The sequence below is a fragment of the Pseudomonas sp. GD03862 genome (assembly GCF_029840855.1).
Taxonomy (GTDB): domain Bacteria; phylum Pseudomonadota; class Gammaproteobacteria; order Pseudomonadales; family Pseudomonadaceae; genus Aquipseudomonas; species Aquipseudomonas alloputida.
Genome location: NZ_JAOCDI010000002.1, coordinates 50,503 through 74,276 on the forward strand (window position 1 = coordinate 50,503; position 23,774 = coordinate 74,276).

Consider the following 23,774-nt stretch of genomic DNA (forward strand, 5'->3'; position numbering starts at 1 on the left):
TCGGCGACCCCTTGCGCGGGAAAAGGGGGCTGTTGCGCAGCCCCCTGCTGTACCCGTAACAGCTAACCCCTGCGCCCCCTCAACCGGCCAGGATGAAGTCTGCGGCGGTCACCGTGGTTGCATCTGCCACCCCCACCAAACGTATGGAGTCGGCAGCACCGATGCTTACCAAGGTGTCCGCACCAACATCGGCGATGGTCACACTGGCACCAAAGGTGGCTGCGGTGATGTTGAGGGCGGTGATATCCAGCCGGTCCTGGCCACCCGCCGCAATGGCATCGAAATTGATGATCAAGTCGTTGCCAAAGCCTGCAGCGAACTGGAACACATCGTTGCCATCGGTGGCGATCATGGTGTCGTTACCGGCCCCACCCACCACCGTATCGTTACCTGCCGCACCGTTGAGGAAGTCGTTGCCGGCCCCCCCGATCAGGGTGTCGGTACCCACGTCGCCGAACAATGTGTCGTTACCATCGCCGCCCTGCAGGGTGTCATTGCCGTTGCCGCCATCCAGGCTGTCATCGCCAGCGCCCCCGTTCAGGTTGTCGTTACCGGCCTGCCCCAGCAACGTGTCGTTGCCGTCACCGGCATCGAGGCTGTCGTCACCTCCCCCACCGCGCAGTTGGTCGTCACCCAGGCCGCCGAACAGCTGGTCGTTCCCGGTGTCGCCGTTGAGGATGTCGTTGCCGGCATTGCCGTTGAGCACATCGTTACCGCCGTCGCCGCTGAGCGTGTCATTACCTGCCCCACCGTCGATGATGTTGGCCAGCCCGTTACCCGTGCCGGTGAAGTTGCCCACCCCGGTATAGGCCAGGTTCTCGACGTTGGCGGCCATGGTGTGGCTGGCCAGCGTGGTACGCACAAGGTCCGTACCGGCCCCCGTCGCCTCGACCACCACATCCCCGGCGTCATCCACCACATAGGTGTCGTTGCCCACGCCACCCACCAAGCGGTCGGCACCCGCACCGCCGTTGAGCAGGTCGTTGCCGGCCCCCCCCGTGAGGGTGTTGGCCAGCGCGTTACCGGTACCGGTAAAGCCGCTGCTGCCGGTATAGGTCAGGTTCTCGACGTTGGCGTCCAGGGTGTAGCTGGCCAGGCTGGTCTGCACCTGGTCCGTGCCACCATTGAGTGCCTCGGTGACCGTATCCCCGGCGTTGTCGACCAGGAAGGTATCGTTGCCGGCACCGCCATTCATGGCATCTGCGCCAAGCCCGCCGTTGAGGGTATCGTTGCCATCCTCGCCATTGAGGAAGTCAGGGTCGTCACCGCCATTGAGGATGTCGTTGCCAATGCCACCGAACAGCTGGTCGCTGCCGCCCAGGCCGTTGAGCGTGTCGTTGCCGCCCAAGCCCGAGATCACGTCATTGCCTGCGCCACCGGTCAGGGTGTTGGCTCCATTGGTACCAACCAGTACAACACCCGGTGGCACGGTGACTGCAGCGGTCGCCGCCGAGGTCAGCGACTCCAGGGTGCCGAAGCCGTCGGTGTAGCGCACGATCACCCGCAGCTGCTGGTTACCCTGGGCGAAGCCAGGGGTGAAGGTGGCCGCCGTAGCCCCGGCGATATCGGCGAAGGTGCCGCCGGTACCTTGCTGCCACTGGAAGCTGAAGGCCCCCAGGCCGTCGATGTCGGCAATTGCGCCGGTGAGTGCGGTCAGCGTCTGGCCCTGGTCGGGTGTGGTGTCACTGATCAGCAACGCACCGGTCGGCGCATCGTTGACGTTGGCCACCGGGTCGAGGATGTCGGAGGCGACGCTTTCCTGCACGCCAAAGTCATCCACGTAGCTGACCACCACGCGCATGTTCTGCCCCACTTGCGCCTGGGTCAGGACGAACGTGCTGCTGATCGCGCCAGCGATGTTGACCCAACCCACACCCCGGTTGGACTGCCACTGGAAGCTGAACTGAGGGTTGCTCAGGCCGTCAGCATCGACGATGGTGGCCGGGTTGGCGGTGAGCGTCTGGTTCTGCACCAGCAGCCCGGTCACGGTCGGCCCGGCGCTCGGCGCGCTGTTCGGCGACGAATCGACGATTTCCAGCGTGCCCTTGGCATCCTGGTACACCGCACGCACGCGGATGTTCAGGCCGGCGACATCGTCCGTGACGCGGTAGGTCGTACCGGTGGCCCGTGTCGCTTCACCAGCGGCCACTACCGTGATGTCTTCATAAACCCCGGAACCCGGCAGCGCCTCGACTTGCCAGTAGTAGGCCACGGGGCCGTTCACCGCACCGGTCGCATTGGTTGCGCTGACATTGTCCGCGTCATGCACGGCGAGGTTGCTGACCCTCAGCAGCTGGCCACTGACTGGCGTATCGTCGCGCAGGCCGGTGGTAGCATCGAGAATCGCCAGGTTGCCGGTGGGGCCGGCGTTGACTGCCGTACCGACGCCAGAGGCCTGCGAACTGTCAGAGAACTGCAGGCGCTCGATGCCGGTCAGGTGGTCGACGCCGTCACGACCGGCCACCAGGTCGGTGACGATCACCGAGTTGCCATCGACCACCACGCTGTAGTCGGTGGACACCCCTGAGAACACCGCCGTGTCGTAGTGGTCGGTACCGCTGAGGATCTCCCGCACGATCACCAACTGGCCAGGGTTGTAGGTGCCATTGAGCATGAACGGCACCATCGGCTCCATGCTGTTGAAGCTGGCGATTTCCGGGCCGGTGCCATCAGGGTTGGCGCGTACGCTGATGCGCACGTTCAGCCACTTGTCGCCGTCGAGGATATCGTCGCCACCCCGACCTTCGAGCAAGTCGCTGCCGCTGCCGCCGAGGATGATGTTGCCGCCGTCATAGAAGGTCGCACCGGCCGCCAGCAGGCCGGCCAGGCCGTCGATCAGGCTGATGTTGGTCAGCACGCTGCCGGTAGCACCTGCAGTAGGCAGCGAGGTGGCGTCTTCGCTGTCACCGCGCAGGTAGTCGCCATGCGCCGACCCCGACAGGCCTTCCATGATGTCGAACCGCACCAGCGTCGAAGCGCCCGAACCCGGTACCGGTGGCACATCGAAGAAGCGGTCGCTCATGTCGATGGACACGCCCTGGGCCAAGTCCTTGAAGGTTGCCCAGTCGTAGCCCGAGCCACCAATGTAACGGTCGCCAAACCCCAGGCTGCCGACCATGATGTCGTCGCCGCCTTCACCGTTGAACTTGTCGTTCTCGTTGCCGCCGACAAATACGTCGTTGCCGATGACCGGGTCGTTGCCGAGCGGGTCGAAGTTGTCGCCAGGCGCGCCGTCCGAGGTGCCCTTCTCGATCCAGTCGTCACCTTCGTTGCCCATGTCCTGCTCGTTGGCCTTGCTGCCGAGGATGAAGTCATTGCCTTGGCCGCCGATGGCTTCGGAGGCGTCCTCACCGGTGACGATGAAGTCATTGCCGAAACCGCCGATGATCAGGTTGACGCCATTACCGCCGTGCAACACATCGTTGCCGTCGCCGCCCTGGATGTTGTCGTCACCGCCCATGTCGCTGATGATGTCGTCGCCGGCCCCACCGCGCAGCTGGTCGTTGCCGTCGCCACCCTCGATGCGGTCGTTGCCGGCATCACCCCAGACCGTGTCGTCGCCTTCGCTGGAGACCAGAATATCGTCCCCGTTGGTGCCGCCCAGCACGATGTGCTCGGCACCGGCATAACGGATGTAGTGGGTGTCTGGGCCAGCCGTCAGCGGGCTGTCGCGGAACACCACCTGCTCGCCGTTTTCGCCCAGCGGATCGGCGCTGCCAAGGCCCTCGTTGTACTGCTTGGTCTGGTCCAGTTCCAGGTAGAAGCCAGGGTCGGAGAACACCAGGCCTGGCAGGTGGGTGGCCGAGCTGTTGGCCATGATCAGCTTGGCAAACGAGTTGCTTTCCAGCTCGGCGTTCATCGACAGGCCCGCCGTGCGCTCCAGGTAGTAGAAGCGGTCGCCGTCCTGCAGTTTCTCCATCTGGTTCTCGAACACGAAGTTGAAGGTGCTGCCGAGCATGCCGCCAAAGGGCGCTTTTGCTTCCGCCAGGCCGCCGATCCACAGGTCGATGGCATCGACACCGGTCACGGTGACTGCCTTGAGGTCATCGGCAGTACCCAGTACACCGTCCTTGCCGGGCAGGGTTACGTTGGCCCAGGCGCCGCTGCTGTTGAGGAAGTCCATGCGGTCGGCGGGTGCGCCATCGCCGCCGAACACCAGGGCCATGGCCGCGGCGCGTTTTTCCAGCAGGGTGGTGGCATTGGTGATGGTGCTGTGGGTGCCGTAGGCCGCGATGAAGTTGATCAGCGACTCTGGGTGCTTCAGGTGTTGCACCAGGTCGACCCAGCTGGTGTACGGCTTGAGCTGGGTATCGCCGGTTTGCCCGTAGATTTCACGGCGCACAGCGTTCAGCGAAGGGATACCGACGTCGCGGCCACGGGCGATGTTGATCGCTGGCAGGTCCAGTGGCAGGCCGAGCAGGTTGTTGCGCAGCGCCTCGGTGACGAACTCGTCGATTTCGTTACCGGCCTGGCGGGTGACCCCGCGCACGATGGCGCTGGTGGCGTCCTCGGGGGTAACGCCACTGGCGGCATAAGCCAGCGGGTTGAGGAAGGCCGCGATCAGCCCCAGTTGCTGGTCGGGGTTGGCGCTGGCCGGGTCCTGGATGACGTTGAAGTCGATGTCGAAGCGGTCGACAGTCTCGGTCAGCATCGAGTGGCCGAAGCGGTATACGGTGTGGGCGAACTCGGCCACGATCGAGGCATCGAGGTCGACGTCGTATACCTGGGTCGGGGCAAAGAACAGGTCGACCCGAGGTTGCACGGTGCGGGCGAACTCCTCGAACACCAGGTGCTGGTACTGCATTTCGGTGCCGAACTTGGCCGCCTGGAACAGCCGCTCGCCATTCCACACCAAGGCATCGATCTCGGCCGGGGTGACTGGCAAGGCGCTAACCGGGTTGAGCAGCCATTCGTTGAGGAAGGCCAGGTCACCCGAGTCGAGCACGGTGTCCATCGTCTGCGCCACCAGCCGGTTGTGCTCGGAGTGGAAGATCGCATGCACGGCGGTCAGGCCGATGTTCTCGTTGACCCGGCCGTCACCGGCGATGTAGTGCGCGTCCAGCAGTTCGTTGTCGTAGGCCAGGTTGGCACCGGTCTGCGGGTTGGCCGGCACGGCATTGCCGGCCACGTTGTCGGCATCCGGCGCCAGCACGCCGCCACTGAACACCGGCGCGGCATTGTGGGCGATGTCGGCAAGGAACTGATGCCCGGTACGCACGGCGTTGGTCAGGTCGAGCGGTGCCAGCGGGTTGCCTTCGACCTCTTGGTCATCAGCGGTGCCGGCAATACCGTCCAGGCCTTTCATCACCACCATCGGGTAGCCGTTGGGGCCTTTGATGAAGTTGCCGTAGGCGTCGGTGGCCAGCAGCGGCACGTTGTCGACGTCGGCATCGGTCAGGTTGATGCCGAGCAGGTCGCGGGCCTGGGCCTTGACCACTTTCCAGGTGGCCATGCCGCCAATTTCGGTGTCGTCGGCCGTGCCGAACCTGCCATCAGCGCCCAGGTCGCGATTGGTGATCAACCGTCCCGTGGCGACCGGGCCGTCGTCAGTCATTACATAGGCGCGCAGGAACACCTGGTGCGAGGGATGCGAGCTGTAGGTCTGGTTCTGGTCAACGAATGGCGTGGTGGTGTTGGTGTGTTCGCGGATGTCGTCGGCGTTGCCGAGGATGCCGTCCGGCCCAGGCAGGTTGGTGGCACGGGTTACCACCATGAAGTTGGTGAAGCCACCCTCCACGTACAGCGGGTCATCCGGTTGCAGCGGGATGTAGATGGTACCGGAGCCGCCCTTGGTGACCAGGTCCAGGCCATGGTCGAAGAACTGCCCGAAGAAGGTCATCCACGCGTTGAACGGCGCAGACAGCCCGGCATCGGCAGCGGTGTTCTCGAACAGGTACACGTCATGGTCGTCGGTGGTGCCGAACTGGCCGTCCATACCTGGGCTGGCGACGATGCGCACGCCATCCTTGAGCACGTCGTCGTTGCCTGCGGCGCCGAAGTTGAGCACGCCATCGGCACCCGGGTCATAGGCGGTGGCATAGGCTGCCGGGTTGTTGGAGGTCTGGTCGACAATCAGGTTGCTGATGGTACGTGGCTGCGAATCGAACACCGGCCCGCTGGTCTGCTGGTACGACGAGCCCGGGATCGCGGGGGAACCTGGGCCGAAGAAACCGGCTGGCGCACCTTCGGCCGGGTTGAATACCGGGTCGGTCACGCGCGGGAAGACGTTGTCGGCGGCACCGTATTGGGTGTTGTTGTTGCCGTTCAGGTTCATCAGGTTGTTGTTCGAACCATCCACCGCACGCAGGCCCAAGGCTGCGCGGACGTTGGGGATCAGCGAGAGGATGTCCTGCCCGGCGGCATCGGCCTCGGCAATCTTGATTTGCGCGAGGATGAAGTTCAGGTCGGAGCGCACCATGTGCAGGCCGGCACCGCCGTCACTGGCATCCACCACCGGGGTGGCCGCTGTCGGCACCACGGGCGCGCCCGGTTGCACCACGGTGGTAGGCTGCGAGTACAGCACTTCGGTGGTGCCATGGGCATCCTGATAGATCGCCTTGACCCGCAGGCTCAGCCCGGCCAGGTCTGGAGACACCTTGAACGAAGTGCCATCGGCGCTCTGGAAGGCCAGGTCGCCGGCCGGTAGCAGGATGATGTCCTGGAACACACCGCTGCCCGGGTCGGCCTCGAACTGCCAGTAGTAGGACACCGAACGGTCGGCGAGCGAGCCCGTCGGGTTGCCCGCACTGATATTGTCGGCGTCGAGCACAGCGGCCACGCTCACCGTCAGCATGTCACCCACGGTAATCGCACCGCCGTTGCTATCGAGCAGGGTCGGGCTGCCGGTGGGTTGTGCGTTCACCCCCTCCACCAGTACGCGCTGGCTATCGGCAAACTGCAGGCGTTCGATGTGCAACAGGGTATCGACGCCATCGCGGCCGGCCACGGTGTCGGTCACGGTCCAGACGTCATCGGCAACATCGGCGGTGCCCTTGGTGTTCTGGGTCACCACGTACTCGCTCTGTAGCCCAGAGAATATTGCCGTGTCGAAGGCGGCCCCGCCGGTCGAAGTGCCGGGCAGGATTTCGCGCACGGCCTTGAGCTGGCCGGGGTTGTAGGTGCGGTCAAGCATGAACGGAATCATGTCGGCCATGCTGTCGAAGCTGGCGATTTCCGGGCCGGTGTGGTCGACGTCGCCAGGGGCGTACACGGCGATGCGCACGTTGAGCCACTTGTCGCCATCGATCAGGTCATCGCCACCCCGGCCTTCGATCAGGTCACTGCCATTGCCGCCGAGCATGATGTTGCCGGTGGCAAAGCCGGTGGTGGGCAGGCCGGCATCCGCCAGGAACTGCTGCAGCCCACGTATCAGCGCCACGTTGGTCAGCGCACTGCCGGTGGCGCCGCCATGGTTGAGAATGGTCACGGCATCGACGTCGTCGCCCTTGAGCACATCGGCGTAGGCCGAACCGGACACCCCTTCGACCTCGGCGAACCTGTCCAGAATCGATGCCGGCGAAGCGCCCACCGGGTTGAACACGCCAGCGTTCTGGTTAGGCGCGTTGCCATGGGGCTGAGCCAAGGCGGCCAGGCTGAGGTCCACGGTGACACCCACGCGGTCATTCTTGTTGGTGACCCAGTCGAAACCGGACATGCCGTCCATTTTGTCTTGGGCATCGCTGCCGACGAAGATATCGTCGCCGCCCTCACCGATCATTTCGTCAAAGCCGCCGCCCCCGACGAAGATGTCGTTGCCAATGACTTCGTCACCCAGCAAGGGCGCGAAGTTGTCACCAGGTGCGCCGTCCTGGGTACCCTTCTCGATCCAGTCGTCACCCTCGTTACCGGTAGGTGGCAGGTTGGTCTTGGCGCCGAGGATGAAGTCGTCGCCCTGGCCACCGAAGGTGGTGCTGATGTCCTCGGTGGTGATGATGAAGTCCTGGCCATCGCCGCCCAGGATCAGGTTACCGGCAACCCCCATGCTGCCAGCGACGATCACGTCGTTGCCGGCGTTGCCTTCAAGGCGGTTGTCGCCGAACGAATCGGTGATGATGTCGTCGCCCGCGCCGCCCAGCACCGCGTCGTTGCCGGCGCCGCCTTCGAGCACGTCATCACCGGCATCGCCATAGAGGGTGTCGTCACCTTCGCCGGAGATGATGATGTCGTTGCCCGCGGTGCCACCCAGCACCACATGGTCTTCACCGGTGTAATGCAGGAAGTTGCTGTCTGGCCCGACGGTATCGGGGTTATCGCGGATCACCAATGGGACGATTTCAACCCCGTTGATCTCGATGCCGCCAGTGGGGTCGGCCTTGCCGTCGGCGCCCAGCCCGGTGAACTGGTTGGCCTGGTTCACTTCCAGGGTGAACGTGGGAGTGAGGAACACGGTGTTGGACAGGTGGGTGACGTCGGAGTTGGCCATGATCAGCTTGGCAAAGGAGTTGTTTTCCAGCTCCGTACCAAAATTCATGCCCGCCGTGCGCGACAGGTAGTAGAAGCGGTCACCGTTCTGCAGCGCTTCCAGCTGGGTTTCGAAGACAAAGTTGAAGCTGGAGCCAAGCATGCCGCCAAACGGCATTTTCTTCTCGGCCAGGCCGCCGACCCAGAAGTCGATGGCGTCGACCCCGGTCACGGTCACCCCGGCAATGTCGTCGGCCGTGCCGGCGATGCCGTCCGCACCGGCCAGCGTCACGTTGGCATAGGCACCGGTGCCGTTGAGGAAGTCAAGGCGGTCGAGGGGTGCGCCGTCACCGCCAAGTACCAGTGCCACGGCGGCGGCGCGCTTGGCGGCCTCGGTAGTGGCCCCGGTAATGCTGCTGTGGGTGCCGTAGGCGGCAATGAAGTTGATCAGCGACGCCGGGTGCTTGAGGTGATCGGCAAAGTCGACCCAGCTGATGTAGGGCTTGAGCTGGCTGTCGCCGGTGGCGGCATAGAACTCGCGGCGGGCCTCGTTCAGGCTGGGGATGCCGGTATCACGACCGCGGGCGATGTTCAGCGCAGGCAGGTCAAGTGGCAGGCCGAGCAGGTTGTTGCGCAGGGCTTCGGTGACGAACTCGTCGATCTCGTTGCCCACCTGGCGGGTAACGCCGCGGATGATTGCGCCCGCCGCTTCATCGGCCGTGGCCCCGCTACCGGCGAACGCCAGCGGGTTGAGGAACGCGGCAATCAGGCCCAACTGCTGGTCGGGGTTGGCCGGGTCGGCAGAAACCGGGTTGAACGCCGGGTCGTAGCGGTCGACGGTTTCGGTCAGCATCGAGTGGCCGAAGCGGTACACCACATGGGCGAATTCGGCGAGGATGGCCGGATTGATCGAGGTGTCGTAGCCGTTGGGGGCGAGGAACTCATCGATCTGCGGCTGGATGGTGCGGGCGAACTCTTCGAACACCAGGTGCTGGTACTGCATCTCGGTGCCGAACTTGGCAGCCTGGAACAGCCGCTCGCCATCCCACACCAGCGCGGCGATGTCGGCAGGCGCGGTGGGGATAGCGGTGACGTCGTCGATCAGCCACTCATTGAGGAACGCCAGGTCGCCCGCGGCCAGCAGAGTATCCTTGGTCTGCTGCACCAGGCGGTTGTGCTCGGAGTGGAACACATGGTGCACGGCGGTCAGGCCGATGTTCTCGTTCACCCGGCCGTCACCGGCGATGTAGTGCGCGTCGAGCAATTCGTTGTCGTAGGTCAGGTTGTTGCCACCCTGCCCGACCGGCTGTGCGTTGCCCACCAGGGTGTCGGCGTCAGCCTGCAGCACACCCCCAACCACCACGGGCGCGGCATTGTGGGCGATGTCGTCAAGGAAGCCATGCCCGGTGCTCACGGCATTGGCCAGGCTGATCGGCGCATTGCGGTCGCCCTCGACCAGCTGGGTGACGTCATCGGCGGTGCCAGCAATGCCATCGGCGCCGTTGTTCACGCGCATGACCACCTGCGGCATGCCGTTGGGTCCGCGCAGGAAGTTGCCGTAGGCATCGGTGGCCAGCAGCGGCACGCTATGCACGTCGGCATCGGTCAGGTTGATACCCAGCAAGTCGCGGGCCTGGGCCTTGACCACTGCCCAGGTAGCCATGCCACCGCTTTCGCCGTTGCCATCGTCGGCGGTGCCGAACTTGCCATCGGCGCCCAGATCACGGTTGGTGATCAGGCGCCCGGTTGCCACCGGCTCACCTGCGGCGTTGACCGTGTATTCGCGCAGGAACACCTGGTGCGAGGGGTGCGAGCTGTAGGTCTGGCTCTGGTCGACAAAGGGCGAGGTGGTGTTGGGCTGGCTATCGTCGGCGGTACCCACCACGCCATCGGCGCCGGCGGTGCGCACGGCGCGGGACAGCACCATGAAGTTGGTCGGGCTGCCGGCCACGAACAGAGGGTCGTCCGGGCGCAGCGGGATGAACACGATGTCGGTGCTGCTCTTGCTGACCAAGTCCAGGCCGTGGTCGAAGAACTGGCCGAAGAAGGTCATCCAGGCGTTGAAGCCGGCGGTCAGCCCGGCGTCTGGCGACACGTTGGGGATGAAGAACACTGGCTTGTCGTCGGCGGTGCCGAACACGCCGTCGATACCCGGGCTCATCACCGGCGCGGCACCGCCGTTGGCCTCGACTGCGGCCGGGTTGTTGGCTGTCTGGTCGACGATCAGGTTGCTGATGGTGCGCGGTTGCGAATCGACGACATTGCCGGTGCCGACATAGTTGGCGCGGTAAGACGCTTCGAGCAGGCGCAGGAACGAGTTGTCGGCTGCGCCGAACTCGCTCTGCCCGGTGACCAGGTTGTTGTAGCTGCCGTCCACCGTGCGCAGGCCAAAGGGTACCTGGCTGTTGGGCAACAGATCGATCAGGCTGGCGCCGTCGGCGTGTGCCTCAGCGATGAAGATCTGTTTGAGGATGAATTCAAGGTCCGACTTGCTGAAATTGGCCATTGCAGTTGCCCTCGATCTGTCCGGAGATGACACAGGGCAGCAGGGTCCTTCCCGCGCCCAGTCAGTGTTGACGTGCGCAGAATCTGGTTGGGTGTACCGGGCTCAGTAGCGCAGCACTCGTGTGCTGAAACCTCTGACCTCTTCTTGGCAAGCAGGCACCCCGTTGCGGAGGGCCCCTGTAAACCGTGCGCAACAGGTGTAACGCACGTGCATCGATCCCAGCTCGCACAGGGCCCGAATACTTCAGACTAAAGTCGTAGGCCAAAAGCTTGTCAATATTTCGTCAAAAAAAATGTTAGACGATGATAATGCGATGCAACTCACTGTTTTTCTGCAACTTATAAAAAGTTCAAAGTATTTATAGAGCGAAATGATATTACTGGATGTTTCGTTGCAACCTACGCTGCTGTCTGTGGGAGCAACGCAGCGTTTGGGCAATATCGCCATCAGTGCGACCCGCCTGCGAGCCGACCAAGAAGCCACAACAGCCGTTGTACGGGGCGCCGCAAGGGCTTCCCGTTTTGTGATAAAGGGAGGCCTCAGATGCCTAAGCCACCACGCACCCGCTCCGAACTGGCCGACGTGCTGTTTCGCTTGCGCCGCAGCTTCTACGCCCTGGCCGCCTTCAGCGGCGTGATAAACGTCATGATGTTGACGCCAGCCATTTATATGTTGCAGGTGTACGACCGCGCCCTGGTCAGCCGCAATGTCACGACCTTGGGCATGCTCACCTTGCTGGTGGTCGGGCTGTTCCTGCTGATGTCAGCCCTGGAGATGGTTCGCACCCGGGTGTTGATAAGGGTGGGCAACGGCCTGGACATGAGCCTGAACCGGCGCATTTTCAGCGCTGCCTTCGAACGCAACCTCAGCCGTGCCGGAGGTAACCCGGCCCAGGCCCTGCAGGACTTGGCGCAGGTACGGCAGTTTCTCACCGGTAACGGCCTGTTCGCGTTCTTCGACGCCCCCTGGACGCCGATCTACCTGCTGGTTTGCTACCTGATCCACCCGTGGCTCGGGCTGGTCACCACGATTGGCTCGCTGATCCTCGTCGGCCTGGCCTACCTCACTGAAAAGGCCACGCAAAAACCCTTGGCCGAAGCCAACCAGGCAGCCATGTCGTCGGCCAGCTACGCCAACAACAACCTGCGCAACGCCGAAGTGATCGAAGCCATGGGCATGCTGCCGTCAATCGGCAAGCGCTGGTACCAGGGCCACTTGCGTATCCTGCAGATGCAGACCCTGGCCTCCGACCGCGCAGCGCTGATCAGCAGCATCGGGCGCTTCGTGCGCATCACCCTGCAGTCGCTGATCCTCGGCACCGGCGCGCTGCTGGCGATCGAGGGCACGATCACCCCCGGCATGATGATCGCCTGCTCGATCCTGACCGGCCGAGCCCTGGGCCCAGTGGAACAGGTGATCGCCGCGTGGAAACAACTGCTGGGCTGCCGCCTGGCCTGGGGCAGGCTCAATGACCTGCTGCAGGACTACCCGCAACGGCCACCGAGCATGTCGCTGCAGCGGCCAATGGGCATGCTGGCCGTGGAGAACGTGATCGCCGGCGCCCCTGGCAGCAGCACCAGCATCGTACGCGGGGTGAGTTTCAGCCTGGCCCCGGGTGACAGCCTGGGTGTCATCGGCCCTTCGGCCTCGGGCAAGTCTACCCTCGCCCGCCTGTTGGTAGGCGTGTGGCCGGCCCAGGCCGGCAAGGTGCGCCTGGACGGCGCCGATATCTTCACCTGGAACAAAGCCGAACTGGGCCCGTGGCTGGGCTACCTGCCGCAGGACGTGGAGCTGTTCGAAGGCACCATCGCCGAAAACATCGCCCGCTTTGCCGAGGTGGACAGCGACGCGGTGATCCGTGCCGCCCGCAGCAGCGGTGTACACGACATGATTCTGCGCTTCCCGCAGGGTTACGACACCCGCCTGGCCGCCGATGGCAGCCCATTGTCTGGCGGCCAGAAGCAACGCATCGCGCTGGCCCGCGCCCTGTATGGCGAGCCCAACCTGGTGGTGCTGGACGAACCCAACGCCAACCTCGATGACGTGGGTGAAAAAGCCCTGGTCGATGCCCTGGCCGAGCTCAAGGCACGCGGCGCCACGGTGGTGCTGATTTCCCACCGGCCCAATGTGCTGTGCGCGGTCGACCAGATACTGATGCTGCGCGACGGTGGTGTGCACATGCTTGGCAGCCGCGACGAAGTGTTCGCCGCGCTGCGCAAGGCCGCGGTGATTCCGGCAACGGCTGCGGCACCGCTGGCTTCGGTCAAAGTACGGGAGTAACCGACCATGCAGATGACTCAACATGCCGAACTGATCCCCGCCGAGAGCAGCCACCTGATCGATCTGGACGCGGGCCGCCCGGTACGCTGGGGCGTATGGCTGGTCATCGCCGGCTTCGGCGGTTTCCTGCTGTGGTCCTGCCTGGCGCCACTGGACGCCGGCGTGGTCGCCACCGGTACGGTCAAGGTCACCAGCAACCGAAAGGCGGTCCAGCACCTGAGCGGTGGCACCGTTGAGGCGATCATGGTGCGCGAAGGCGATGTGGTGAAGAAAGGCCAGGAAGTGGTGCGCCTCGATGCCCTGCGTGCAGTGGCCGAACAAGGCGCACTCAGCGCCCAGTACATCGTCAGCAAGACCGTGGAAAACCGACTGGAAGCCGAGCGCGATGGCCGCGATACCGTCACGTTCGACCCTGCCCTGCTGGAACACTACGCCAATGACCCACGCCTGCTGGCCGCCATGGACCTGCAACAGCGCCTGCTCGATACCCGCCGCGCGGGCCTTGCCGGTGAACTGAGCATCCTTGAAGAAAACCTCACGGCCTCGGCAGTGCAACTGAAGGGCCTGCAGCAGGTGTACGGCGCCCGCGCCTCGCAGATCGGCTTCCTCAACCAGGAACTGCAGGGCACTCGGGTACTGGCCGCCGAAGGTTATGTACCCCGCAACCGCCTGCTGGAGCTGGAGCGCAGCAATGCCGACCTGTCCGCCGGCCAGGCCGAAAACCTCAACAACATTGCCCGGGCGCGCAGCCAGGCCACCGAGATCAAGCTGCGCATCCTGCAGCGCCAGCACGATTACCTGAAGGAGGTGGAGTCGCAACTGACCGATACCGCCAAGGAAAACACCACCCTGGCCGACCGCTTGCGCGCACTGGACTATGAAGTGACCCACACGGTGATCCGCTCGCCGATCGACGGCATGGTCCAGGGCCTGAGCATCGCCACGGTCGGCGGCATCATCCAGCCCGGCGCCAAGATCATGGAAGTGGTGCCGCTCGACCAACCGCTGCAGGTCGATGCGATGATCCCGGTGCAGGCGATCGACAAGATGGTCCCAGGCCTTGCCGTGGACATCGCCTTCCCGGCCTTCAACCATGCGCAGACGCCGAACATTCCCGGCCGGGTAAAAACCATTTCCGCCGACCGGCTGCTCGACGAAGAAAGCAAGCAGCCGTTCTACCTGGCCCAGGTGGAAGTGACGCCGGCCGGCATGGGCTTGCTGGGCAGCAACCACATCCGCCCCGGCATGCCTGCCACCGTCACCATCAAGACCGGCGAGCGCAACCTGCTCAGCTACCTGCTCAAACCAATGCTCGAACGTGTGGACGCCGCGTTCAAGGAGCAATGACATGAAACGCCCATGCCTGATGGTGTGCCTGCTGGGAGTTGCCGTACAGGCCAGTGCCATGGACCTGAAGCAAGCCTGGGACCTGTTGCAGTACCAGGGCCCGATCTACCGCGCTGCCGTGCATGAAAAACAAGCCGGTGGCGAAAACCGCGCCATCGGCGAGGCCGGCCTGCTGCCGCAGATCAACGCCTCGGCCTACTTCAACCAGGTCAATGGCAGCCAGCGCCAGCATGGCCAGGACAATGACCTCGACTATGACTCCAAGGGCGCCAACGTGCGCCTGCGCCAGCCGCTGTTCAACAAGCAGAAGATGGCCGAGTACCGCCAGGGCCAGCAACGGGCCGACTACAGCGTGGCGGTGTTCGACGCCAAGAGCCAGGACGCAGCGGTGCGCCTGGCCGACGCTTACTTCGACGTGCTGCTGGCCAGCGAAACCATCACCCTGGCCAAGGCCAAGCTGAACGCTTTCGAGGAACAGCTGGCATCGGCGAAGCGGCGCAAGGAACTGGGCGCCGGCACCATCACCGACATCGACGAGTCGGTGGCCCGGCGCGACCTGGCCGAGGCCGACCTGATCGACGCCCAGGACAACCTGGTCAATGCCCGGCGCAAGCTGGAGGAATACATTGGTGAAACCCCGCAGGCGTTGACCACCCTGCAGGCGGGCTTCAGCACCCCGCCGCTGATGCCGGGCAACCTGCAGGAGTGGCTGGTCAAGGCCCAGGCTGACAGCCCGCTGATTCATGCACGCCGGCACAGCTACGCGCTGGCCGAGGAAGAAGTCAACCGCACCCGTGCCGGCCATTACCCGACCCTGGATTTCGTTGCGGGCTACACCGCGGGCAGCAGCCAGTCGATTTCCGAGCTGAACCAGCGCAACCACTACAGCTCGATCGGGCTGGAGCTGAACATCCCGCTGTACAGCGGTGGCAGCACCAGTGCCCTGGCCCGCCAGGCCAGCGCCAACAGCTCCAAGGCCCTGGATGAGCTGGACGCCACTCGCCAGGAGGTGATTTCCAACACGACCCGCGAATACCGTGGCGTACAGAGTGGCGCCCTGCGCATTCAAGCATTGGAAAAGGCCGTGGCCTCCAACGAACGTTCGCTGACCTCGACCCGCAAGGGCTTCAAGGAAGGTGGCACCAGCACCAACTCGGATGTGCTCAATGCCGAGGAGCTGCTGTATGACGCCCGCCATGACCTGTTCGAGGCCAAGCTCAACTACCTGATGTCGCGCCTGCGGCTGGCCTCGTCGGTGGGCAGCCTGGGGGATGATGATATCGAGCAGATCAATGATTACCTGGGGCCGGAGCTGATAGTCAGCAATTGATAGCCACCTCAAGCCATGCAGTGTCCCTGCACGAGCAGCCTTGAACTGCGAACAGGCCAGCAAGGCCTGACCGGTGGCAACGGTCCCCAAGGCTGATCAGCAGCGCGCCGGTGGGCGCGGAGTATTACGCGTGGCGCCAGGGCCTGGTCAACGCTCATTGGCGCAGTGGGGGTTGATACCATCTACCCATCGTTCAATCTGCCTGAACGCTTGTGATATTTCGGTGTTCGGCAAGTGGCAGGACTAGCAGGACATACCCTTCGAAAACACCGTAATCACCGCTATCGAAGGTTGCGCTTATCAATGCGAAGCGGGCTGTCTCGTCTATACCCGGTGTATAAACTCCTGCCGAAACGCTACCGGGTCCGTAGCGCACCTCCCAGTTGAAGCCCTCCGGCGGGAACGGGGTTTGACTGACATCCAACACCGCTTTCGTACCAGCCGGGTCAACAGTGGCGCTCAACGTCATGGGCGTCAACTGCCCCATCTCGGTGATCAGTACACAGGTACTGGTTTGTTGGCTTTCAGGGTCTGTCACCTGGATTTCTTCGACGACATAAGCAACCGTGCCCGTGTCGGCTGGGCTGGTGACCGTCACTGCCTGCCCCGTGCCCACAGGTTCGTCCTGATAACGCCATTGCAAGGTCGCAGGATTGCCGAGCGTCCAGGCATTGAAATCGACGTTTCTGCCTGCCTGGGCAACCACAACCGCAGGGTTGGCTTGCAGCGTTTCGCGAACCACGGTGATCAAGGCCTTGCTTTGAATTGCCGGAATCAAAATATTGGTGGCTGTTACCAGCAGGTGTGCGCATGACTTTGTCATGTCGCTGGCACTGGGTGCGGTAAAGAAGCCTCCGTTGATAGAAAGAGGAACACCTTCTGCAATGCCGGAAACGGCCTCAACGGACCAACGTACCCGCGCCCAGGCAGGCTCGGCCTCGAATTTCGTGGTTTTACCTGCGAGCAGGGTAGTTTCCATCGGACTGACGTTGAAATAACCAGCAGCGGGATTTACCTTGCCGAAAAAAGCTATATCGTGCGGGGCCAAGAGTTTTGTCCCCGTAAAAATGCTCTGAAAATTTAACCTCAGCACATCGCTCGCTATTTTACTTGTGCGAGACTCGAAAATCAGATTGGTTTTCAGGTTTTCCACCAAACCATCCTGAAGCGAGACAAACCCCGAAGTACCAAAGCTGGTAAGACGTTTCCTGAGCGACAAACTTAACCAGAACATCGCCGGCCCTACCAAATACGCGAGAAACTCGCTCGCAGAGCCGGAAGAATCACGTGCAGGCGGAGGCTTTATGTTGCCAAAAACCGGTTGAAAGCCAACCTGTTCGGCAAATTCATAGGATTCGCACACCAGTTGTGTCACGCCTTCGGGATCAAAGCTGTATGCCAGCTCTGCGTCATAGTGAAAATCTGCTTGCACAGGCGCCAGGAAATCATCCAGGTCAAAGTCTTCAAAGATCAGTCTGTTGCGTAGTTCGCCCGTGGCATCATCGATATTATTATACTGAACCTTCAGGTTGCCACGCATAGACAAATTCATCTTCCACTGGTCACCTTCATTGCTGATGGTCAACGCATCGGCCATGTCTATGTTGGCTTCGAAAAACTCAAAAGTCCCCGTCACTTCCCACAGAGTGTCAAACGCAATAGTCAGTATCGTCTCGTCAACCCACTGGTGCGGCAGTGTAATATATCCCGCCTTGCAGGTAACTGTCGGTAAATCGCCATCATGCCGGAGCAACTCAAACTCAGCATCCTTGATCACACGGCTCGCGGCGGCCACTAACTGCGCAAGCAACAAACGCTCCTTATTGAACAGCACAGTTGCCGAATAGTCACCATCATTGGGTATTGCGTACTTGTAATCCGCGCCAGGAAAATCCCCCCCCGCTCCATCCTTCATATCGACAAACAGCACGACTGCACCCTCCACATCGGTGGGCCCCCTTCCCCTGGCCTGGGTACGCAGGCTAAACGAGACGGGGCGATGCAAATCGACATTGAGCTTTGACAAATGGCCAATCGGAAACTGACGCTGTTCATCAGGCAGCGCCGAAAATTTCTGCCTGAAAAACTCGGTCAACAAGCGGGTCTCGCCGGTGTAGCACGGCATGGAAAAATTTTCCGTTTCACTGAGATCCAGACTGATCGTGTCAGTTTCATCCACGTGGCCACCAGACGCTTCCAGATCAATGTCCAGACTCAGATCAGCGTGTTGCACACCCCCTAGCACATCCAACTGGCGCACTTGCCACTGTTGACTCTTGTACATCAGCGAGTACACATTGGCTTCAGCAATTGTCATCAGCAGGTGCGCCTTGTTACCGGCAAGGTTCACATCGAAAATCAATCTGGGCAAAGTGAGATTACAATTGGACAAGGCAAAACGATAGTCAGCCCCGTTGCTGATGAATCCGGAAATGGGCGGTAAACGATCCGCTGTATTGAAGCGCCGGATGGATGTTTGCTTCAATAGCGCATTAATCTTTCCTCCATCAAAGAAGAAAACCATGTCCCAGCCCAACAGACGTGATTCTTCACCTAACCACTTGACCAGTTCTTCGGTAGAATAGTCCATGGCACTCTCCATTTGTACATGCGGGAGTCAAACACTCGAGCGGCTGTTCAGAACACTCGCGCATCATTTGATGTGTGGACGGACTTTGTTGCAACTGGCAGTTTTGTCAGGTGCCATGCCATTTACCTGGTTCATTTTGCCCCTGCCTAGGCCCGAACCACCGCTGTACAGACCGCCCTTTTCGATGCGGTCGTTCACGGTTTCAAGGAAGGTGGTACCAACCCTGAAGGCTGCCGTAGCTGCGACGTATTCCTTCAGGCTATGATCGGTCACCCTGCCGCGGACACCCTGAGCCATGCCCGTAGACCTGCAAGCGTTGTATCCCAGGCTGATCCACCTGATGCTGGATACGGTATTCGTGGTCGACAGGGACAACCAGATCGTGTTCGTCAGTGATGCCTGCAAGACACTGCTGGGCTACGAGGCCTGCGAACTGATCGGTACGCCGATCACCCGCTACATGCACCCTGACGACCTCGCGGCCACGCGCGCCTCGATCATGCGGGTGATGAACGGCCAGCCGCACTACGACTTTTGCAACCGTTACCTTCGCAAGGACGGCAGCGTGGTGCACATTCTGTGGTCGGCCTGCTGGTCTGATGAGGCCCAGGCGCGTATCGGCGTGGCACGGGACGTTACCGCCCAGCGCAAGGCCGAAGACGAACTGCGCTTCCTCGCCCATCATGACCCGCTGACCCGGCTGGCCAACCGCGCCATGTTCAATGAACGGCTGGACACCGCCCTGGCCGCGGCCCGGCGTCACAACCGCAGGCTGGCCTTGCTGTTCCTCGATATCAATGACTTCAAGCAGATCAACGACAACCACGGCCACAGCGTGGGTGACCGGGTACTGTGCACGCTGGCCCGCCGCCTGGAACGCTGCGTAGGGGCGGCTGGCACGGTAGCGCGGATGGGCGGCGACGAATTCACCGTACTGTTGCCCGACTGCCCGTCGCCGGAGGCCATTGCCACGCACGTACAGCACATTCTCGCGGTCATGGCCGAACCGCTCGACGCCGAGTTTGCCGGCATCGATGCACCGTCCTGCAGTATTGGCGTGGCCCGCTTTCCCGAAGACGGCAACGATGCCGACATGTTACTGCGCCATGCTGACGGGCACATGTACCGAATCAAGCGCCAACGCGCTGCGACTGGCTGAAAGCAAGGGCACACCGCATGGCTGAACACCTGCAAGAAACTGCCGGGCAAACACCCGCCTCTGTCGGCCTGGGCCAGGCATTGCTGTTCTGGCTGAAGCTGGGTTTCGTCAGTTTCGGCGGCCCGGCCGGGCAGATTGCGATCATGCACCAGGAGCTGGTGGAGCGGCGCCGCTGGATCAGTGAGCGGCGTTTCCTGCATGCCCTCAACTACTGCATGTTGCTGCCCGGGCCCGAAGCCCAGCAACTGGCCACCTACATCGGCTGGCTGATGCACCGCACCTGGGGCGGGGTGATTGCCGGCGCTCTGTTCGTGCTCCCGTCGCTGTTCATCCTGATCGGCCTGTCGTGGGTGTACCTGACCTGGCGCGAAGTTCCGGTGGTCACCGGGCTTTTCGAAGGGATCAAGCCGGCCGTGACCGCCATCGTCGTGCATGCCGCCCACCGCATTGGCACGCGGGCGTTGAAGAACGGCTGGCTATGGGCGATTGCCGCGGCCTCGTTCGTGGCCATTTTCGCGCTTGACGTCCCCTTCCCGCTGATCGTGCTGGCGGCCGCACTGCTGGGTTATGTCGGCGGCCGGCTGCGGCCAGCACAGTTCGCGCCCGGTGGGGGCCACAGCGCAGTCAGGGCCCGCCAGTGCCCGGCGCTGATAGACGACAATACCCCGATACCCGCGCACGCCTGCTTCAGCTGGGGCCGCCTGGTGACCTTGCTGCTGACGGTTGCGGCGCTTTGGCTTCTGCCCATGGGCCTGCTGATGGCGACCTTTGGCTGGCACGGCACACTGACGCAAATGGGCTGGTTCTTCACCAAGGCGGCGCTGCTGACTTTCGGCGGTGCCTATGCGGTGCTGCCCTATGTCTATCAAGGGGCTGTCGGCCACTATGGCTGGCTGTCGCCCACGCAGATGATCGATGGCCTGGCGCTGGGCGAGACCACGCCCGGGCCGCTGATCATGGTGGTGGCCTTCGTCGGTTTCGTCGGTGGCTACCTGCAGCCGATGTTCGGCGCCCACCAGGCGTTCCTAGCGGGCGCAGTGGCAGCGAGCCTGGTGACCTGGTTCACCTTCCTGCCCTCGTTCCTGTTCATCCTCGCCGGAGGCCCGCTGGTGGAGTCGACCCATAACGAACTGAAGTTCACCGCCCCACTGACCGGGATCACTGCGGCGGTGGTGGGGGTAATCCTCAACCTTGCGCTGTTCTTCGGCTACCACGTGCTGTGGCCGAACGGGTTCGATGGCGCGTTCCACTGGTCCTCGGCGGTGATAGCGCTCGCGGCGGCTGTGGCGCTGTTCCGCTACAAGCGCGGGGTGATACACGTGTTGATCGGCTGCGCCGTTGCCGGGCTCGCCCTTCACCTTTTCCGCTGATGGAGCCGATCATGCGCAACCCTGAAGACGCCTTGCTCGACAGTTGGCACCATAACGCCCAAGTCTGGATCGACGCCGTACGCAACAGCGCCATCGAGAGCCGTCGCCAGGTCACTGACCAGGCCATCCTGCTGGCCATCCTTGGCCGCCAGCCCGAACGGGTGCTCGACCTGGGCTGCGGTGAGGGCTGGCTGCTGCGCACGCTGGCCGACCGGGGTATCGAGGCCGTGGGCGTCGACGGCGACAGAACGCTGGTGGATGCAGCGCGTGCTGCGGGCGCGGGTGAGGTGCACCTGGCCAGCTATGCGCAGTTGGCTGAGGCGAAGGTGCATGTTGGCAAGGACTATGACCTGATCTGCGCCAACTTCGCGCTGTTGCACCAGGACATCATTGAACTGTTGTCGGCCATGCGTACTTTGCTGGTGCCAGGCGGTGCGCTGGTGATCCAGACCCTGCACCCGTGGAGCGTGGCCGGCGGGGATTATCAGGATGGCTGGCGAGAGGAGTCTTTTGCCGGGTTTGCCGGGGATTGGCAACCGATGCCTTGGTATTTCCGCACCCTGGCCAGCTGGCTGAATGCGCTGGACATGGCGGGGTTGAGGCTGGTCAGCCTGCAGGAACCGCAGCATCCGCAGAGCGCGCTGCCGCAGTCGTTGTTGATGGTGGCTGAGCATCACTGAATCGGGCCGCAATAATCCTGTGGAAGCAGGGTTCACCCCACTCCCACAAGACAGACCGGTGCAGGCGACTACAGCACCGGCTTGCGCGCCGCCCCGCTACGGGCCTTGGCCATGGCTGCCAGGCGCACCGCAACGTTGGCAGCGCCGTAACCAGCGTACCCCGCCTTGCGCTGAATGATCTCGAAGAAGAAACGCTCCTCGAACGGCTCGGTATAGACGTGGAACAGTTCGCCACCTTGAGCGTCGCGGTCGTACAGCACGTTGTAGTACGCCAGCTCACTGAGGAACTCGTCGTCGAAATCGAAACGCGCCGCCAGGTCGTCGTAGTAGTTCAGCGGGATTTCCAGCAGCGGTACCCCTGCCAGCTTGGCCCGCGCCACTTCGCGGAAGATGTCGTCACAATCGAAAGCGATGTGATGCACGCCCGAACCACGGTAGCTTGACAGCGCATGGGCGATGGCGGTGTTGCGGTTTTCCGAGATGTTCAGCGGCAGGCGCAAGGTGCCGCACTGGCTGCGCAGGGCGCGGCTCTTGACCAGGCCATACGGGTCGGGCAGCACCACTTCGTCGTCGGCGGCGAAGTCGAACAAACTCTTGTAGAACAGCACCCAGCTGTCCAGCGACTCGGCCGGCAGGGCCAGGGCCATGTGGTCGATGCGGCGCAGGCCGCCGGTAGCGGTTGCGTTGTTGTCCAGGCTGAAGTCGGTGTCGTACAGGGTGTGGCCGGCAGTGCCCTGCTCTACCAGGTACAGCAGGCTGCCATCGGGCGCACGCACCGCCGGCACTTCGCATTCGTTGGGGCCGACCAGGCCGCGGAACGGCTGGCCACGGAAGGCGGTGGCCCGCTTCAGGGCCGCTTGCTGGTCCTTGACCCGCAGCGCTGTGGCGCACAGCGACGGGCCATGCGCCTCGAAGAAGTTGTGGCCGAAGGAATACGGTTCGGCGTTCAGCACAATGTTGATGTCACCCTGGCGCAGCAGTTGCACTTCTTTGCTGCGGTGCTTGCCGGCTTCGGCAAAGCCCAGGCGCTTCAGCCAGTTGCCCAGGCGCGCGCCGACGGCTTCGTCGACCGCGAACTCCAGGAACTCCACGCCGTCATAAGCGCTGGCCGGCGGCGGGGAGAACAGCACGCCAGGTTCGATCGGCGTGTTTTCCTGCTCCAGGCGCAAGCGGGTCTGCTCTTCGAGGTACAGCAGCGAACGCAAGCCGTCGGCGGCATTCTGCCGGGTCGGTGCGGCGCGGAAGCCGTCGTTGAAGATTTCCAGCGACAGCGGGCCACGGTAACCCGTGGCGAGGATCGGCGCCAGGAAACCGGCCATGTCCATTTCGCCCTGCCCCGGGAAGCAGCGAAAGTGGCGGCTCCACTCCAGCACATCCATGGCCAGGATCGGCGCATCGGCCATTTGCACGAAGAAGATCTTGTCGCCGGGGATGTCGCGGATCGCGCTGGGGTCACCTTTGAGCGACAAGGTGTGGAAGCTGTCGAGGATCACCCCGAGTGCCGGGTGGTCGGCCTGGCGCACCAGGTTCCACACTTGCTGGTAAGTGTTGACGTGGCGGCCCCAGGCCAGCGCTTCGTAACCAATGCGCAGGCCACGCTTGCCGGCATGTTCGCCCAGCAGGCGCAGGTCGTCGACCAACAGTTGCTCGTCACCCAGGGCATCGGCCTGGACGTTGCTGCACACCAGCACCAGGTCGGTACCCAGCTCCTGCATCAGGTCGAACTTGCGTTCGGCGCGGTCGAGGTTTTTCTGCAGGCGGTCACGGCGGCAACCTTCAAAGTCGCGGAAAGGCTGGAACAAGGTGATGGCAATGCCCAGGTCGGCGCACATCTGGCGCACCTGGCGCGGGCTGCCAGCGTAATAGAGCAGATCGTTCTCGAAGATCTCGACGCCGTCAAAACCGGCGGCGGCGATGGCTTCGAGCTTTTCCGGCAGAGTGCCGCTCAAGGACACGGTAGCGATCGAACGCTGCATGGCGGGAGTTCCTTGTTGTTGGAGGAATACGGTGCCATTCGGGCAAACAACCCCTGTAACAGTTTATGGCACGATCGATTATTCGCAGGTAAAGTCGTCGCTTCAATCTCTTTGTACGGAATGGTTAGTTTTGCGT

At 62.9% G+C, this 23,774-nt stretch carries 10 protein-coding genes; 6 read left to right on the plus strand and 4 right to left on the minus strand.

Going from position 1 to position 23,774, the window contains the following annotated elements; all coding sequences use genetic code 11:
- Nucleotides 1-79: 79 nt before the first annotated feature.
- Entirely contained in the window at nucleotides 80-10,906 is a 10,827-nt protein-coding gene (locus tag N5D53_RS01650; protein ID WP_279839436.1) for a peroxidase family protein, read from the minus strand.
- Nucleotides 10,907-11,449: 543 nt separating this feature from the next.
- Here N5D53_RS01650 and N5D53_RS01655 point away from each other — a divergent pair.
- Genes N5D53_RS01655 through N5D53_RS01665 form a run of 3 tightly spaced genes read left to right on the plus strand, consistent with a single transcriptional unit; the run spans nucleotide 11,450 to nucleotide 15,863 of the window.
- A complete protein-coding gene (locus N5D53_RS01655; protein WP_190869141.1) occupies nucleotides 11,450-13,186 on the plus strand; it encodes a type I secretion system permease/ATPase in 1,737 nt (578 codons plus the stop codon).
- A 6-nt stretch (nucleotides 13,187-13,192) separates the two neighbouring features.
- Nucleotides 13,193-14,533 carry an HlyD family type I secretion periplasmic adaptor subunit gene (locus tag N5D53_RS01660; RefSeq protein WP_010953486.1) on the plus strand — a complete coding sequence of 447 codons (1,341 nt, stop codon included), beginning with the start codon at nucleotides 13,193-13,195 and terminating at the stop codon, nucleotides 14,531-14,533.
- Between the two features lies 1 nt (nucleotide 14,534).
- Nucleotides 14,535-15,863: a TolC family outer membrane protein gene (locus N5D53_RS01665; RefSeq protein ID WP_266024301.1), complete on the plus strand. Its 1,329-nt coding sequence runs from the start codon at nucleotides 14,535-14,537 to the stop codon at nucleotides 15,861-15,863.
- 193 nt (nucleotides 15,864-16,056) lie between these two features.
- Here N5D53_RS01665 and N5D53_RS01670 read toward each other — a convergent pair whose 3' ends face one another.
- Both N5D53_RS01670 and N5D53_RS01675 read right to left on the minus strand, forming a co-directional pair.
- On the minus strand, nucleotides 16,057-18,453 hold the full coding sequence (locus N5D53_RS01670) for a hypothetical protein (RefSeq protein ID WP_266024299.1): 2,397 nt from the start codon (nucleotides 18,451-18,453) through the stop codon (nucleotides 16,057-16,059).
- Between the two features lie 63 nt (nucleotides 18,454-18,516).
- A complete protein-coding gene (locus N5D53_RS01675) occupies nucleotides 18,517-18,750 on the minus strand; it encodes a hypothetical protein (RefSeq protein WP_190869140.1) in 234 nt (77 codons plus the stop codon).
- On the opposite strand from N5D53_RS01675, the gene N5D53_RS01680 reads away from it, so the two are divergent.
- The 3 genes from N5D53_RS01680 to N5D53_RS01690 are packed head-to-tail and all read left to right on the plus strand — an operon-like array spanning nucleotide 18,749 to nucleotide 21,662.
- Nucleotides 18,749-19,612, plus strand: a complete 864-nt coding sequence (locus N5D53_RS01680; RefSeq protein WP_104887408.1) for a sensor domain-containing diguanylate cyclase — start codon at nucleotides 18,749-18,751, stop codon at nucleotides 19,610-19,612. The two genes, N5D53_RS01675 and N5D53_RS01680, sit on opposite strands and share 2 nt — an antisense overlap.
- A gap of 17 nt (nucleotides 19,613-19,629) precedes the next feature.
- Entirely contained in the window at nucleotides 19,630-20,982 is a 1,353-nt protein-coding gene (gene chrA / locus N5D53_RS01685; protein ID WP_190869139.1) for a chromate efflux transporter, read from the plus strand.
- Nucleotides 20,983-20,993: 11 nt separating this feature from the next.
- Nucleotides 20,994-21,662, plus strand: a complete 669-nt coding sequence (locus tag N5D53_RS01690; protein ID WP_266024296.1) for a class I SAM-dependent methyltransferase — start codon at nucleotides 20,994-20,996, stop codon at nucleotides 21,660-21,662.
- Nucleotides 21,663-21,730: 68 nt separating this feature from the next.
- Here N5D53_RS01690 and quiC read toward each other — a convergent pair whose 3' ends face one another.
- Nucleotides 21,731-23,638 carry a 3-dehydroshikimate dehydratase QuiC gene (gene quiC / locus N5D53_RS01695; RefSeq protein WP_003250790.1) on the minus strand — a complete coding sequence of 636 codons (1,908 nt, stop codon included), beginning with the start codon at nucleotides 23,636-23,638 and terminating at the stop codon, nucleotides 21,731-21,733.
- Between the last annotated feature and the right edge of the window lie 136 nt (nucleotides 23,639-23,774).